18 protein-coding genes are annotated in these 15,500 nt (G+C 46.2%); all 18 read right to left on the bottom strand.

Features of this window, described 5'->3' with window-relative positions:
- Positions 1-25: 25 nt before the first annotated feature.
- Positions 26-1,534 (bottom strand): F0F1 ATP synthase subunit alpha, encoded by a 1,509-nt coding sequence (gene atpA, locus B9Y67_RS08275; protein WP_085506257.1) that lies wholly within the window; start codon positions 1,532-1,534, stop codon positions 26-28.
- 15 nt (positions 1,535-1,549) lie between these two features.
- Entirely contained in the window at positions 1,550-2,098 is a 549-nt protein-coding gene (locus B9Y67_RS08280; protein ID WP_062442425.1) for a F0F1 ATP synthase subunit delta, read from the bottom strand.
- Positions 2,095-2,619, bottom strand: coding sequence for a F0F1 ATP synthase subunit B (atpF, locus tag B9Y67_RS08285; protein ID WP_085506258.1), 525 nt, complete (start codon positions 2,617-2,619; stop codon positions 2,095-2,097). Before atpF ends, B9Y67_RS08280 begins: the two co-directional genes overlap by 4 nt.
- 188 nt (positions 2,620-2,807) lie before the next feature.
- Complete coding sequence (atpE, locus tag B9Y67_RS08290; protein WP_062442430.1) at positions 2,808-3,020, bottom strand: F0F1 ATP synthase subunit C; 213 nt, start codon at positions 3,018-3,020, stop codon at positions 2,808-2,810.
- Positions 3,021-3,071: 51 nt separating this feature from the next.
- Entirely contained in the window at positions 3,072-3,794 is a 723-nt protein-coding gene (atpB, locus tag B9Y67_RS08295) for a F0F1 ATP synthase subunit A (protein WP_062442433.1), read from the bottom strand.
- 22 nt (positions 3,795-3,816) lie between these two features.
- Positions 3,817-4,185: an ATP synthase subunit I gene (locus B9Y67_RS08300; protein WP_085506259.1), complete on the bottom strand. Its 369-nt coding sequence runs from the start codon at positions 4,183-4,185 to the stop codon at positions 3,817-3,819.
- Position 4,186: 1 nt separating this feature from the next.
- The gene (locus B9Y67_RS08305) at positions 4,187-4,405 is read right to left on the bottom strand and encodes an AtpZ/AtpI family protein (protein WP_229717845.1); all 219 of its coding nucleotides are present in this window, start codon (positions 4,403-4,405) and stop codon (positions 4,187-4,189) included.
- A 252-nt stretch (positions 4,406-4,657) separates the two neighbouring features.
- The gene (locus B9Y67_RS08310) at positions 4,658-6,835 is read right to left on the bottom strand and encodes a S8 family serine peptidase (RefSeq protein ID WP_085506260.1); all 2,178 of its coding nucleotides are present in this window, start codon (positions 6,833-6,835) and stop codon (positions 4,658-4,660) included.
- Between the two features lie 177 nt (positions 6,836-7,012).
- Positions 7,013-7,645, bottom strand: coding sequence for a uracil phosphoribosyltransferase (gene upp / locus B9Y67_RS08315; RefSeq protein WP_062442441.1), 633 nt, complete (start codon positions 7,643-7,645; stop codon positions 7,013-7,015).
- Positions 7,646-8,323: 678 nt separating this feature from the next.
- Positions 8,324-9,559 carry a serine hydroxymethyltransferase gene (glyA, locus tag B9Y67_RS08325; RefSeq protein WP_085506262.1) on the bottom strand — a complete coding sequence of 412 codons (1,236 nt, stop codon included), beginning with the start codon at positions 9,557-9,559 and terminating at the stop codon, positions 8,324-8,326.
- A gap of 35 nt (positions 9,560-9,594) precedes the next feature.
- The gene (locus B9Y67_RS08330) at positions 9,595-10,164 is read right to left on the bottom strand and encodes a TIGR01440 family protein (protein ID WP_085506263.1); all 570 of its coding nucleotides are present in this window, start codon (positions 10,162-10,164) and stop codon (positions 9,595-9,597) included.
- A gap of 250 nt (positions 10,165-10,414) precedes the next feature.
- Positions 10,415-10,855, bottom strand: coding sequence for a ribose 5-phosphate isomerase B (rpiB, locus tag B9Y67_RS08335; RefSeq protein ID WP_085506264.1), 441 nt, complete (start codon positions 10,853-10,855; stop codon positions 10,415-10,417).
- Between the two features lie 74 nt (positions 10,856-10,929).
- Positions 10,930-11,553, bottom strand: coding sequence for a low molecular weight protein arginine phosphatase (locus B9Y67_RS08340; RefSeq protein WP_085506265.1), 624 nt, complete (start codon positions 11,551-11,553; stop codon positions 10,930-10,932).
- Between the two features lie 67 nt (positions 11,554-11,620).
- Complete coding sequence (locus tag B9Y67_RS08345) at positions 11,621-12,169, bottom strand: manganese efflux pump MntP (RefSeq protein WP_085506266.1); 549 nt, start codon at positions 12,167-12,169, stop codon at positions 11,621-11,623.
- A 62-nt stretch (positions 12,170-12,231) separates the two neighbouring features.
- The gene (locus B9Y67_RS08350) at positions 12,232-13,278 is read right to left on the bottom strand and encodes an L-threonylcarbamoyladenylate synthase (protein ID WP_441007551.1); all 1,047 of its coding nucleotides are present in this window, start codon (positions 13,276-13,278) and stop codon (positions 12,232-12,234) included.
- Between the two features lie 204 nt (positions 13,279-13,482).
- Positions 13,483-13,893, bottom strand: coding sequence for a hypothetical protein (locus B9Y67_RS08355; RefSeq protein ID WP_085506267.1), 411 nt, complete (start codon positions 13,891-13,893; stop codon positions 13,483-13,485).
- A 57-nt stretch (positions 13,894-13,950) separates the two neighbouring features.
- Positions 13,951-14,568: a stage II sporulation protein R gene (gene spoIIR / locus B9Y67_RS08360; RefSeq protein WP_085506268.1), complete on the bottom strand. Its 618-nt coding sequence runs from the start codon at positions 14,566-14,568 to the stop codon at positions 13,951-13,953.
- 64 nt (positions 14,569-14,632) lie between these two features.
- Positions 14,633-15,499: a peptide chain release factor N(5)-glutamine methyltransferase gene (gene prmC / locus B9Y67_RS08365; RefSeq protein WP_085506269.1), complete on the bottom strand. Its 867-nt coding sequence runs from the start codon at positions 15,497-15,499 to the stop codon at positions 14,633-14,635.
- Between the last annotated feature and the right edge of the window lies 1 nt (position 15,500).

Raw genomic sequence — 15,500 nt, forward strand, 5'->3', positions numbered from 1 at the left:
CTTTCTAACAAAGGTTGCGTTCCAATTATTCAGAAACGACGAACGTCTTTTTGAACGCTTCGACCGCTTCTTTCATATCTTCTTCATCTGCAAGCTTTCCGGTTTCACGGATTTGCTTAAGAAGTTCTTTGCGGTTGCTTTCTGTCCAGTTGTGGAATTCTTCTTCAAAACGTGTAATGTCCTCAACCGGGATATCATCTAAGAACCCTTTGATCAATGCGAAGATGATCATAACCTGCTTCTCGACAGCGAGCGGCTTATGAAGCCCCTGCTTCAATACTTCTACCGTACGGGCACCACGGTTCAGCTTAGCCTGGGTAGCTTTATCCAGGTCAGAACCGAACTGTGCGAATGCTTCCAGTTCACGGTAGGATGCCAGGTCAAGACGAAGTGTACCTGCAACCTTCTTCATCGCTTTGATTTGGGCAGAACCACCAACACGAGATACAGAAAGACCTGCGTTAATCGCCGGACGTACACCGGAGAAGAACAAATCAGACTGCAAGAAGATCTGTCCATCTGTGATGGAAATTACGTTGGTCGGGATATAAGCGGAAATGTCCCCGGCTTGTGTTTCTACGAAAGGAAGGGCTGTCAAGGAGCCTCCACCTTTTGCATCACTAAGTTTCGCTGCACGTTCTAACAGACGGGAGTGAAGGTAGAATACATCACCCGGGAATGCTTCACGACCTGGCGGGCGGCGTAGCAATAGGGAAAGTTCACGATAGGCAGCAGCCTGTTTGGAAAGGTCATCATAGACTACCAATACGTGCTTGCCGTTATGCATGAATTCTTCACCCATGGACACCCCTGCATATGGTGCTAAGTATAGAAGTGGAGCCGGCTGGGAGGCACTTGCCGTTACAACGATCGTGTAATCCAAGGCACCATGGCGGCGTAAGGTTTCTACTGTTCCACGAACGGTAGATTCTTTCTGACCGATAGCGACATAGATACAAATCATGTCCTGGTCAGCCTGGTTCAAAATTGTATCGATGGCAACTGTGGTCTTACCAGTCTGACGGTCTCCGATGATCAACTCACGCTGTCCACGACCAATCGGTACCAGTGCGTCAATCGCTTTAATACCAGTTTGAAGCGGTTCATCGACCGATTTACGATCCATAACACCTGGTGCAGGTGATTCAATCGGACGTGTTTTTGATGTTTCAATCGCTCCTCTTCCGTCTACCGGCTGACCGAGCGGATTTACAACACGACCCAGCAATTCTTCCCCTACAGGTACTTGCATGATGCGTCCGGTACGACGAACTTCGTCGCCCTCTTTAATATCTGTGAATGGTCCCAAAATGACAAGACCGACGTTGTTTTCTTCCAGGTTCTGGGCAAGGCCCATCACACCATTCGAAAATTCAACCAACTCACCAGACATGACGTTGTCAAGTCCATGAGCACGTGCGATACCATCACCGACTTCGATGACCGTACCTACATCGTTGACTTCAATATCAGATTCATAGTTCTCAATTTGCTGTTTTATCAGTGAACTGATTTCTTCAGCTTTGATGCTCATGCCATTTCACCCCTATCATCTATTGTTTCCAGATACCAATTTCCGTTCGATGCGCTCGAGTTTTCCACTGATAGAACCATCATAGATACGGTTTCCAATGCGGATTTTGATACCGCCGAGGATAGAACGATCGATGATGTTCGTAATTTTCAGGGTGTTCTTTCCAATCTTCTTGGCAAAAACATTTGAAATCTGGAGCTTCTCATCTTCGGACAGTTCTCGAACAGAATATACTTTTGCTTCCGCAATTCCTTTTGCATCATTCACCTTTTCGATAAAATGATCGATCAGATCAGGAATAATGTCCTCACGATGGCGATCCAGCAATAACATCAATGTATTCAGCACTTCGGAGGAATAACCTGCAAAGCCAGTCGCGATGGTTTGCTTTTTCTTATCGATGGAGACGCGTGGATGCTTCAGGAATGTCAGCAGTTCTTTATTCGTAACCCAGACCGCGCGGATATTGCGCAGTTCTTCTTCGAATTGTTCCAGCTTGTTTCTTTCTTTACCGAGTTGAAAAAGAGCATTGGCATAGCGTCTTGATACCACAGATTCACTCATCGCTCTTCTCCTACTTCTTTAATGTAGTCATTGATCAATTGCTGCTGGTCCTGCTCAGACAATTCTTTTTCGATGACTTTGCTGGCAACCAGTACAGATAAGGATGCCACCTGGTCTTTCAAAGTCTGAACGGCTTTTTCTTTTTCCTGCTCAATTTCCTGGCGAGCAGAAAGTTTCAGGCGCTCTGCTTCGGTACGTGCTGATTCCATGATCGCACGCTCCTGCTGTCCAGCAGTTTTCTTGGCTTCATCAATAATCGCTTGCGCTTCTTGTCTTGTCTTTTTCAACTCTTCGGAAGCTTCACGCTGCATGCGTGCGGCTTCTTCCCGACTTTTTTCAGCTGTATCTATTTCATTGGCGATATGTTCTTCACGTTCTTTCATGATGTTCATGAGCGGTCCCCAGGCGAATTTAGCAAGGAGTGCCAAAAGAACAAGGAAGAAGAACAATTGAGCCAACATATCTCCTACCATGAGGCCGCCTTCAGCGCCGACCATCAACCAACCAGTATATGCTTGCACAGTGTCCACTCCTTTCCACAACGTTACCGTAATAGGCTCTACATGAGAAAAAACCGGCTATGACAAGGTGTCATCAGTCGAATTCTCTTAATTTGAACATGTACAAATTCCCTATCAATCCGTTACAAAGTACAAAGCAATGGCGAAGACCTGCTTAGATGCCCTTCGCCATCACTCAAACTGCTATATTATCCACCCATTACGATAAACGCGATAACAACCGCGATGATCGGAATCGCCTCAACCAATGCTACCCCGATAAACATTGTAGTTTGAAGACCGCCGCGTAATTCTGGCTGACGCGCAATCCCTTCTACTGTACGACTAACAATCAAACCGTTACCAATACCAGCACCAAGTGCCGCCAAACCTACTGCAATTGCAGCTGCTAATAGACCCATAATGAAAATCCTCCTCTTATTTGTGAAAAAAATTATTTTTTAAAACTTATATTAATGGTCGGTGCTAACCTTGTGAGATAGATAGACCATTGTCAACATGGTGAAAATAAATGCCTGGATAAACCCGATGAATGTACTGAAACCTTGCCATGCAAGCATCGGGATAGCTGCTCCGAAGAATCCTCCGAAGCCGGAAACTGCAGTGGCTGCTAACATCGTTAACAGTACCTCACCTGCAAAAATGTTACCGTAAAGTCGCAAACCGAGAGTCAACGTGTTGGCAAACTCTTCAATGATTTTAAATGGAAGTAAAAATGGCAATGGACGGACAAATTGCTTTCCGTACTCTTTCACTCCATTCAGTTTAATACCATAATAATGGCTCAATACGACAACCATCGTCGCTAAAGTCAAGGTAATGCCGGCATCTGATGTCGGTGATTTCCACCATAAATCATTTCCGACGACTACCATCAAAATGACCCCGAGCATGTTCGCTACAAATATGTAGGTGAAAAGCGTCAGTCCAAGCGGCAAAAACCGTTTACCGGTACGCCAATCCATGTTCGAGCCAATAATACCTTTGACGAAGTCAATCAACCACTCAATGAAGTTCTGATACCCCGTGGGCTTTCGCTGCATATTGCGTGTTGCTGCTACACCGATGATGAAAACAATCAACGATGCAATAAACATCATCAACACGTTGGATAAGTTAAAATCCAGCCACGAAATCCCAAAAGCATCATTCCAAATCGGTGCTCCGTGATCCAACCTGTTCACCTCTCTTCTAATGCTAGTCTCTGGTTCTAAAAAATAAAAAATCTATCATAATGACAACGTAGGCTGTCATTAAACCCAATACAACTGCATGCAAATGGAAATATTCTTCAAACTGAAGAGCGATCAATACAGCCAGTGCCCCAGCCATTAATCGCGAAAAAGAGCCAATCCCCTTCACTGATTTAAGCTGGGCGGTAGCTTCGCCAAACTTGTCCACTTTCCGCTGCATCAACCAGAGATTGTAAAAACTGAGTGAACCTCCAAGAAGAAGTCCGAGGAATATACTGGTATAAGGGGTCAATCCCCAACCCAGTACAAATAATGCCAGAAGATAGAACATCCATTTCCGTTGACGGGTGATCATTTGCTGATACGCTTCCATGCTATTCGTCTCCCGTATATTCTCGTACTAAATGAATCGTTCCGTATGTACCTGCTCCTACCCCTAAAAATATACCGAGGATCAGAAAGAGTGGTTGAACAGCAAACTGTTCGTCGAGCCACTTCCCGAGGAATGCTCCAGCAAGTGGTCCGCCAGCCAACTGCGATACGATTGCACTCGTCAGCGCCATCGCTCGTAATGGATTTTTCGGTACCTTCAAACCCAACGCTCCCATCATTATTAGTGGATGGAAAACACAGTAGAATACAGTTATGAAAACCTTATCATTCCACACTAAGTAAGCATACAATAGGGGTTTTGGGATGTCAATGTGTTTGTGAGCAAAAATACATAAGAATTGACAATTTTCAACAGGAAATCCTCTTCCTGAAAAATGCCCTTTTAACATTATATAAGATTTTTGAAATTTGAAAAGAGACACCATAAAAAAAAGGACCTGTAAAGCCCTTTTTTAATGGAAATTATTGATTTCGACAGGAACGCCGTAGCTATAATGTTTATTTTCGTTTTCAACTGTGATGACAGCGATATAGCGCCCATCTTTCCCGATTTCATGACTGGAAAGCTCCCCTTCCACTACTCCTTGCTGCTGATCTGACAGCTCGAACAGCGTCCGTTCATGCATAAGCGTATCAGGGTTATACAGGTCCACCTTCACGTTGTCGGCGTCTTCAGGCAAGTAAAATTGGTAGTCATAAGTGGAAGAATCAAAGTCTGAAACTGCTATTTCAAAGCCCATGGCGCGCGGGTAATCACTTGTTTCCATCATGAATAAATAAGGTAGATCAAACGTTTGATCAGGCACAGCCATGCGAATCCAGCCTTGATGGAGGCCCTTTTCAAGGAAAGCAGGCGTCACATTCAGTCCGATTTCGATGCTTTTCGACTGCTCAGGTGCCAGTGTAAAAGCTTTTGGAAGATCCCAAATTAATCCCTGCATTTTCTTCGGAAGTGAAAAATGAACTTTTTGTGAACTTTTGCTGGTGTTCTTAATCTGGACCTTTATTTTCTTTTTTGGAAAGCTGCTGTTGAAGCGACCGAAGTTCAATTGGGCAGGTTCAATTTGCAGTTTCGGCTCTACTGCCGATGGAACATTCACCTTCCCCATCCCCTGTTCCGTGGGAGCAAGCAGATGCCCTTTTTTGTTTTTTAAGGGCGTGGCGGTCGATAGTAAAGCTGTTTTAATATCTTCCGGCTGCCAGTCCGGATGTGCTTCTTTGATTAAAGCTGCCACCCCGGCAATATGAGGCGCGGCCATACTTGTACCCTGAAGCTCCTGATAGCCGCCGGGAATTGTGCTGGTGATGGCTACTCCCGGAGCCAGAATATCCGGTTTAATCGCCCAATTGGCCGTAACAGGACCCCGGGAGCTGAATGGTGCCAATGAATCGACGATATCCACATACTCTGTGTCCACCCAACCTGCATTTGGGGAGTCACTCTGCTGCTTCAGCCATTCACCATCTTCTTCAGACACAGCTACTACAGGTATGTTAATCGAGCCATCATCAATCGTTCCCTGAAACTCTCCCGCTTCATTATTATATACAATCAATGCAATTGCTCCGTTTTTCTCAGCTAACTCAGCTTTTTCCGTGAATGGGACTTTTCCACGTTTCATGACGACAATTTTACCCTGGGCTTTTTCGATTGGCTTATCACCCAGCCCGCCGTATACCAGTTGATAACGTTTGTCCAGCTTCCAATCGGTCGATCCCATCATCGGGATAAGTGGAATCTCTTTTTTTGCAAAACGATCGATCAATACGGGTATCTTCAAAGGCGGAGTCGATGCCCCAACCGTAATAGCCTTAGTAGCTGTAGCTGGTGAGCCGACTGTCCAATCATCCGGTCCTGTATTGCCGGCTGCTACGACAACAGTTGTTCCAAGTTCAACCGCTTTATCCACTGCAACACTTGTCGGCCAGTCTGGTCCGTTGACATCATTTCCGAGCGAGAGGTTGATGATGTCCATGTTATCTTTCACTGCTTCCTCCATGGCAGCAATGACATGGACTGAAGTTCCGAACCCTCCTGGACCAAGCGCTCGATATCCGTATAACTCCGCATCCGGTGCGATTCCTTTCATCTTACCATTAGCCCCAATTACCCCGGCAACATGTGTGCCGTGAATGGTCGGGCTTTCTTCTGTACTTTCCATCGGATCGTCATCGAAATCAAATACGTCAAAGCCGCCTTTGTAATTGGCAGCAAGGTCAGGGTGGGTATAATCAAGACCAGTATCAATGACCCCAACCTTCACCCCTTTTCCTGTAAAAGGAACAGTTCGTTTTTCACGGTTTTCTTGCAGCAAAAATGGCACCGATTCGTTTAGATTCTCATCCATCGTTCGATAGGTCTGAACCGGATGCTGGTTGACAATCGCTTCTATTTTGCTCAGTTTGGACAGGTGAGCAGGCTTTCCTTTCACGGCTATACCATTGAATACCGTGTCATATACAGCCATCACTTCAAGGCGAGGAAGCATTCGCTCGATATCTCTTTTGACAAAATGAGGATCACCATCGACCTCAATGATTCTCGTGATTTCCTCTCTATCCTCTGGTTGTTCAAATCCGGGTAGTATGGTAAGTGTTACACAAAATAGTATCAGGTACAGAAATCGCAATGTCGTCAAGCCCCTTTCGTTGCTTCTATTATTTGAAAAAACAAGCGGGCTATACTTGCGAGAGGTTATAAATAAGTAAAATTGGCAGGTGGCTTATTGGCTCCCCAGGCCTTTCACCGTATAAAAAAAGCCCTGCCTCCCTAGTAGGGGCGGCAAGGCTCTGAGTGAATATAAAGTTTATTTCGTTCCGAACAAGCGGTCGCCGGCATCGCCAAGACCTGGGACGATATAGCCTTTTTCGTTCAACTTTTCGTCAAGAGCAGCGAGATAGATATCTACATCCGGGTGCTCTTTCTGTACAGCTTCGACACCTTCAGGAGCAGCAACGATACACATCAGGCGAATCTGGCGTGCGCCGCGTTTCTTCAAGGACTCGATAGCCGCATTCGCAGAACCACCTGTTGCGAGCATTGGGTCGAGAACGATCAGTTCCCGTTCTTCAATATCGCTTGGGAGTTTCACATAGTATTCAACAGGCTGGAGTGTTTCTGGATCCCGGTACAACCCGACGTGTCCTACTTTAGCAGCCGGAATAAGCTGGAGCATTCCGTCCACCATGCCAAGCCCTGCACGTAAAATCGGTACGAGGCCGATTTTCTTTCCGCTCAATGCTTTCGCCTTCGCTCCGTCCACGACTGGTGTATCGATTTCCACTTCTTCAAGAGGCAGGTCACGTGTAATTTCAAAAGCCATCAAGGCAGCCACTTCATCTACCAATTCACGGAAATCTTTCGTACCTGTGCTCTTTTTCCGTATGTATGTCAACTTATGCTGGATTAACGGGTGATCCAATACGTACACTTTTCCCATTGCCGATCCACTCCTTATTAAATAGTAGTTTTCCATAATCCCTTAAATTTTGCATCCTTCAAATTGTACATAATAATAGGCATTCCTGCAAGGCACATCACAAAGGAAAATATACCCTTATTCAACACAACAAATAGAAAGTCGAAGACTTGATTTCGAGATGTTTTTCTGGTTAACGGTCCGGTGGGGAACGACTCCCTTTCCGCGGACATGCGCTGAGCCTCCTCGAGCTGACGCTCTGCGGGGTCTCACCTGTCATGCTCATCCCGCAGGAGTCTCGCCGTTCCCCACCGACCCTTCCCATAGGAAGTTCACGAAATCACGCTTGTAGAAACCGCTTCCTCATGTCACACGTTTGGTCTCCATTACATTTATTATAAATGCGCATTGATGAAGGTTCAGTTATCCACTTTTTGAAGGGGCCGTTTATCCAAAACTGGCTGGATGGGCAGGGAAACGGGGAGACTCCCGCGGGAGAAGGGGCTAGGCGAGATCCCACAGGGCGTAGCCCGAGGAAGCTCGCCAGGTCCCCCGCAGGAAAGCGAGTCGCTTCCCAGACCATCCTTTCTCCAACATGGCAACGGCCCCAACTTTTTGTAATACTAATATTAATATTTAGCAGTGCCGAAGTACAAGAAAGTCCCGCTGCCGAAAAACGGAGCGGGACTTGGTTCTACGTTATTGATAAAGCGGGAATTGATTCGTCAAACGAAGCACGCGGTCTTCTGCTTCTTTCAGCTTCGCTTCATCTTCATGGTTTTTCAATGTGAAAGCGATAATTTCTGCAATTTCGTCCATTTCTTTTTCACCAAAGCCACGGGAAGTGACAGCGGCCGTACCAATACGGACACCACTAGTTACAAACGGACTTTCCGGATCGAATGGAATGGTATTTTTATTGGTTGTGACACCAATATCATCTAAAGCTTTTTCCGCCACTTTACCTGTCAGGTTCAACGGTCGTACATCTAATAGAAGCAAGTGGTTGTCCGTACCGCCGGATACGATGCGGATTCCATGCTTTTGTAACGACTCGCCAAGGCGCTTGGCGTTTTTAACCACCTGTTCAGAGTATGCTTTGAAATCTTCCTGCAGTGCTTCATAGAAGGAAACAGCTTTCGCAGCAATAACATGCATCAATGGACCACCCTGCATACCCGGGAAAACGGTCTTGTCAATTTTCTTGGCGAATTCTTCTTTGCAAAGAATCATACCGCCACGAGGTCCACGCAATGTCTTATGCGTGGTTGTTGTAACAAAATGAGCATGAGGAACAGGGTTCGGATGGTGACCGGTAGCCACTAATCCGGCGATATGAGCCATATCAACAAGCAAATAGGCATCTACCTCATCAGCAATCTCACGGAATTTAGCAAAATCAATCTTGCGGGAATACGCACTTGCGCCAGCAACGATCAATTTCGGCTTCAATTCTTTCGCGCGTTCCAGGACAGCATCATAATCAATTTGTTCTGTCTCTTTATCGACACCATAATCTTCGAAATTGTAAAGCTTACCACTGAAGTTGACAGAGCTTCCGTGCGTCAAGTGACCACCATGATTCAGGTTCATACCAAGTACAGTGTCGCCAGGTTCAAGGACAGTGAAATAGACTGCCATGTTCGCCTGCGCACCGGAATGTGCCTGCACATTGACATGGTCAGCTCCAAACAATTTTTTCGCGCGGTCACGGGCAAGGTTTTCGACAACATCTACATGTTCACAGCCACCATAATAGCGACGGCCAGGATAGCCTTCCGCATATTTATTGGTCAGAACGGATCCCATCGCTTCCATGACTGCTTCAGAAACGAAGTTCTCCGATGCGATCAGTTCGATTTTTTCCTGCTGGCGTTTCTTTTCCGCTTCCATTGCCTCGAATACTTCTAAATCCCTTTGTTTGACTTGTTGCATGTTCAGTTCCCCTCTCTATTTCCATCAAATTTGATTTAATCACAATCTGCTTCCACTTGAGGTTTCTTATAAACCGCACGTTCGCCGCCAATCAGTCGTGGTCTCGTCCGGGCAGCTGTCAGGTGAGCTTTCCCAATCGTCTTCTGGTTAAACCGAAGCGGGACGGCCACACGTTTTAAATGCATACCAATCATCGTATCACCGATGTCGATACCGGACTCAGCTTTGATTTCCTCAACAACGACAGGGTCTTCCATATGGTTAAAGGCGTAAGCAGCCATCGCTCCTCCCGCTTTTGGGACCGGGATAGCCGATACTTGCTCGTACCCTCGTTTTTCCATCGTCGTTCGTTCCATCACAAGAGCTCGATTCAAATGCTCACAACATTGGAAGACGAGCTCGACTCCTTCGTTCTCTTTCAATCCCTGAAGTTCTTCAAACAACACAGCAGCAATTTCTTCACTCCCGGAAGTGCCGATCCGCTCGCCTGCGATCTCGCTGGTCGAGCAGCCAATGACGAATTGTTCCCCAGTTTTCAAATGATCGCTGGCGGACAGTTCCTCTACAAGCTTCTGGACGTCTTGCCGGATGGATTCCTTACTCATGATGCAGGAACACCTCCATGAGGATGTAATGTAAAGCTTTGTTATATTTTAGCATTGACCGGGATCCATTTCCAAAAGGAAACCATAGATTTATCCTCTATTGCCATGGCCAATGTAGAAAAACTTTTTGCTTACCGCTAATTAATTTTTGGGAAAATCTACTTTACCCCTTTAAAATGTTAAATTTTCTTAAAGCGGAAAAGGAGAAGCGTATCCCTAAGGCTTCTCCAACACTCTATTTTCTATTCTATTATTTATTTTCGTATTCGGCAATCTTTCCTACGCGGTTGGCATGACGACCACCTTCATAGTCAGTCGACACCCAGGTACGGACGATTTCTTCGGCAAGACCCGGGCCGATGACACGCTCGCCCATGCACAGGACATTGGAGTCATTGTGCTCCCGTGTTGCTTTGGCACTGAATAAGTCATGCACTAGGGCAGCACGGATGCCTTTCACTTTATTGGCAGAAATGGTCATACCAATCCCTGTACCGCAAATCAGGATCCCTTTATCGAATTCGCCACTTGCGACACGCTCAGCCGCCGGCAAAGCGTAATCGGGATAGTCGACAGAACCTTCACAGTCGCATCCGATATCTTCATATTGAATGCCCAACTCTTCCAGTACCGCTGCTGCTTGTTTTCGTAAGTTTGTTCCTCCATGATCGGAGGCAAGGATAATTTTCATGCTGACACCACTCCTTCATCTACTAACAGTATTGTAACGTGTCAGACGATCAAATGGAAGCGGTGAAAAATTACTTATTTATCGTCATTCTGGTTCTTCTCCAGTTTTTCCAAAAGCAGGACGACATTCTTCTCTATCTCTTTCATCGTTTCGTGATAGATTGTTTCATTTCCCCCAAACGGGTCACTGATATCAAAGCTCGGGAGGTTACTTTCCATCTTACGGATTTCTTCCAAATCATCTTTCAATGCTTCATATAGTTTTTCCTGCATGGTTTCTTCACCATAGTCATTCCGGTGTTTGTTGATAAACTGGATCCGTTTCTCTTCCATTTCCGTATAAGCCTGTTTCAGATCCTCCCAATCGGAGGCCTGATCTTTGGCTGCATATTCTTTCAGAGTAAAATATTTATCCTGCCACTGCTCGTATTGCATGGCGAGTGACTGTTTATGCTGTTCGCTCATCGTCAAAACGAGGTCCGCCCATTCCAGCAGCTCCGGTGTCACCGGCTGGGATTGATGATCGATGTCGATCCCTTGTTTCTTCAGCACTTGTTTCGCTCCCTCAGAAATGGGCATTCCACTTCCGGCAAAAATCCCGGCGGATTGAACGTTCACATCGCCGGCTTTATTTATGAGTAATGCTTCTGCCATCGGGCTGCGGCATGTATTTCCGGTGCAGACGAACAGTATATTCATAGCCTGAACTCCTCCTAGTATCCCTGTTTTCACCTTATTATTTTACCATAGGAGAAAGCTTGAAACATTAGAACAGCATGTTGAGACCGATACCACATAAAATGCTGCCGCCCAGCAATTCACTATATACACCAAGAAAGCCTTTCGCTTTCCGCCCAAGCAGGAAGCCTGTCCATGTAAGGATCATGCTCATTACCCCAAACATCAATACCGCCATCAGCACCCCGACTCCGGAGAGTCCAAGACTCAGACCGGCGGAAAAACTGTCGAGGCTGACGCTGAAAGCGAATAGTACAACACCGATCCCGATAGGCGACTGGGGCTTTTTATCGTCACGGAAGGAAGAAAAAAACATGTGAGCCCCAATCCCAATCAACAACAGTCCTCCAATCAGCATTGTCATATCACTCAACGGCGCAAACACAAGCTTGCCGATAATTATTCCGATAAATGGCATGAGGATGTGAAACATACCTACTAACATACCTAAGAAAAATATTCGTTTCAATCGCATCCGCTGCATTCCCATGCCCAACGACACCGAAAACGCATCCAATCCGAGTGCGAATGCAAGTATAAATAAGGATGTGAACTCCCCTAACCAAACGGTTTCCATAGAAAAACCTCCCCGGACATGCTATCTCACTATATGCGGGGAGGTGCTTCGATATGCTTTTATCAAAATTGGTTAATTTTCTTAACAGCCGCTTTTTGCAGACGGTTCATAATTGCTTCTCCATACTCTTCTTCCGAAAAAGTTTCGCAAAGAATGACATCGACATCTGCTTTTTTGAATTCGCGGAGCGCGCTATATAGATGTACGGCAATTTCTTTCAAATTTTCCCGGGATCCGCAAGCAAGGACTCGCTGACCTGGAAGCTGCCCGGCCAGTTCATTGCTGGCGATTATTCCGACACGGCTGCCGTCCTGTTCAATGGTATAAAGCTGATCCTTAAAAAACTGGTCGTCTCCATCAATCAGCCATAGTGGTGCTTCTGGAGCATAGTGGGTGTATTTCATTCCAGGGGATTTTGGAGCTTCCTGTTGAGAAGCAAGAGCAGGATCCATCATAGTCGTGCCCACAGCTGCTTCCATTTGCTGCCTGGTAATGCCACCGGGACGCAGAATGATGGGGATTTCACTGGTACAGTCGACTACCGTGGACTCAAGACCAACCCCCGTTGCACCACCATCGATCAAACCCGCTATCCTTCCGTTTAAATCCTGAAAGACATGATCGGCAGTTGTCGGGCTCGGCCGCCCTGAGCGGTTGGCACTTGGAGCCGCCAGTGGTACTTCACATGCTTCCAATAACGAAAGGGCGACAGGATGGTCAGGTATTCGTACGGCTACTGTTGATAACCCGGCTGTAACATTTTGGGCAGCAGCGCCACTGCTTTCCATTACCAATGTCAGTGGCCCCGGCATGAATGCTTCCATCAATTTTTTAGCCATCTCTGGAATTTCAGTTACCAGCTGGTGCACTTGCTCAGGCTGTGCCACGTGAACAATCAGCGGGTTGTCCGAAGGCCGTCCTTTTGCTTCAAATATACGGCGGACCGCCTGTTCACTGGTTGCATCAGCGCCCAGTCCATACACGGTTTCTGTCGGAAAGGCTACTACCTCCTGTTGTTTCAGTAGTTCAGCTGCTCGCTTGATATCATTTTGGTGCTCCTCTATACGCATCGGATCTATTTTCCACACTTTTGTTTCTGCAGGCATCATTCTTTAAGCTCCTTCACAAATCGTCTACTGCTATTATGCGACGGGAGATCTCAGGAAGCAAGTAAAGGAGTTAATCACAAGTTATTCACATTTTGTAGACAATTCTCTCATTAAAAAAGCCTGTAATTCCACGATTTTGTGTAAGTTTTACACAGGACACTCCATTTATCCACACAAATCACCCACAGACGTGTATAACTTTTCTCAATTGGATACATAAATCCAGGAATTCTCTGTGGATAAGTCAGTACCTGTTGGTAACTGCTCAGAATCAGAGGGCTTGAAATCGAAATGCCTCAACAATGTGTCCAGCTGTTGTGAGTGACTGTTTACGACAACTGACTCATATTCTGATTGGTTAATGTCTGCAATGATAGCTTGGAAAATTACCAGCAATAATTCCGGTGTCGCTTCACTGAATAAGGTCAGCTGTTTCAACTGCACCGTCGACTGTCCCATTGGTTTCAGCAGATAGCTGCCGAGCAGCATCTGACCTTCCTGGATCAAGAATCCATCCGAAAGGAGTTCGTCACGATTCCAGGTAACATTTGCCGGGTGGTTATACTTATTTTTTAATAGTTTCCAGTGTTTTTCTTCCAGCTTAATAATTTCCATAACAAAAACACACTCCTTTTCTATCACTAATCTATGAAAAGGAGTGTGCGAATTATGCTAAGAAAATAGAGATTTAATCTGATTCCAGACTTTTACGAGGAAAAATTCTACTTCCACTTCCTGTGTGCCTGGCTGCGCGCTTGTCTCCTGACCTGCGTCCGCAGCGGATGCTGTGGAAGTACCGTTGCCAAAATCGAGGAAACATAGCGGCGGGAATAATACGCACCACCAATTATCGCCTTTGCCTGCTCCCAGCGTAATCAAAATAGCTTCATACGTGCCAGCCGGGTAGATAAAATTACCGTACAGCTTAGTCGGGAATTCCACCCGATCATCGTATTTTACCTGATAGGCCTGATCCACTTCTGCATCTTCCAGTGTGTCAGCAACGATCTTCTCTACCTCTCCAATTCGCCGTTCGATCAATGTCCTTGCTGTTTCGATCGATGTCAGCTTTTCAACCCACGTGGTAATTTCCTCATTGACTTTGTCGCGGATCTCCCGCTTCAATTCCTGATCGTCTTCTCCATTGCTGTTAGCCAGTATCCGAAGACGAATCGCCTCATCCGGGATAACCTGGTATTCCGGTCCAGTAGTTGTTGCCCCTGTTGTTGTGATCGGTGAAGCTGTTATAAAAATCGTAATAATAATAAGCGATATAAGTGCTTTTTTCATTGTTCCTGCCCCCTTCTTGTTTTCAAGTATGGGCAGGACAATCTGTTTTTAAACTCTTAATCTATTAATTTTCTGCTATTGCAAAAATCATGCGTGGCTTTCCATTGATATCCGTACGTATTTCAATTTGATAGACAGGCAGCTCCTCTTCCATAATCGCTCTGACCGCTTCCCCCTGTTGATGGCTGATTTCGAAGGCGATCAGCTGAGGACTGGAACCTGATTGCTTTATCTGTCTGGCGATTGTCCGGTAGGCAGCAAGACCTTCGTCCTCTGCAAATAACGCCAGGTGAGGATCGAATTGACTGACTGTTTCGGACAGCTCTTCCTGTTCGGCATAGGAAATATACGGCGGATTGGAAACAATGATATCAAATTCCTGGCTGGCAACCGGTGAAAGGAAATCTCCTTGATGAAAGATGACTTCCGCACCAAGGTTCTTCGCATTTTGACCGGCCACTTGTAAGGCTTCTGCCGAGATGTCCGTTGCATGAACCTCAACATTTTCCGCTTCAAGCGCGAGTGTACAGGCAATCGCCCCACTCCCGGTTCCAAGATCTACAATGTTCAAAGGATTGGAGCGGGATGTCTGGTGAAGCAATTGCAGCACTCCCTCAACCAGCTCTTCTGTCTCCGGTCTTGGCACTAGGACGTCAGCGTTGACCGTATATCGTCGTCCATAAAATTCCGCCCAGCCAGTCAAGTGCTGGACCGGTATCCCCGTTTCCGCATGCTGCTCAACATCCTTCACAAAAGGTTTCCGTTTATCATCAGGAAAAGGGTCGCGTCCATGGACGAGCAGCCCAGTATAGGTCATATTGAGATGATGCTCGAGCAGCCAGTCTGCGACACGCTCTTCGCGGTGATGTGTTTTTAAAAAAAGAGAAGCCCAACGCCGGGCTTCCTCAATAGTGGTAAAAGCTCTTCCCATG

This window comes from Thalassobacillus devorans, assembly GCF_900176565.1.
GTDB lineage: Bacteria > Bacillota > Bacilli > Bacillales > Halobacillaceae > Thalassobacillus > Thalassobacillus devorans_A.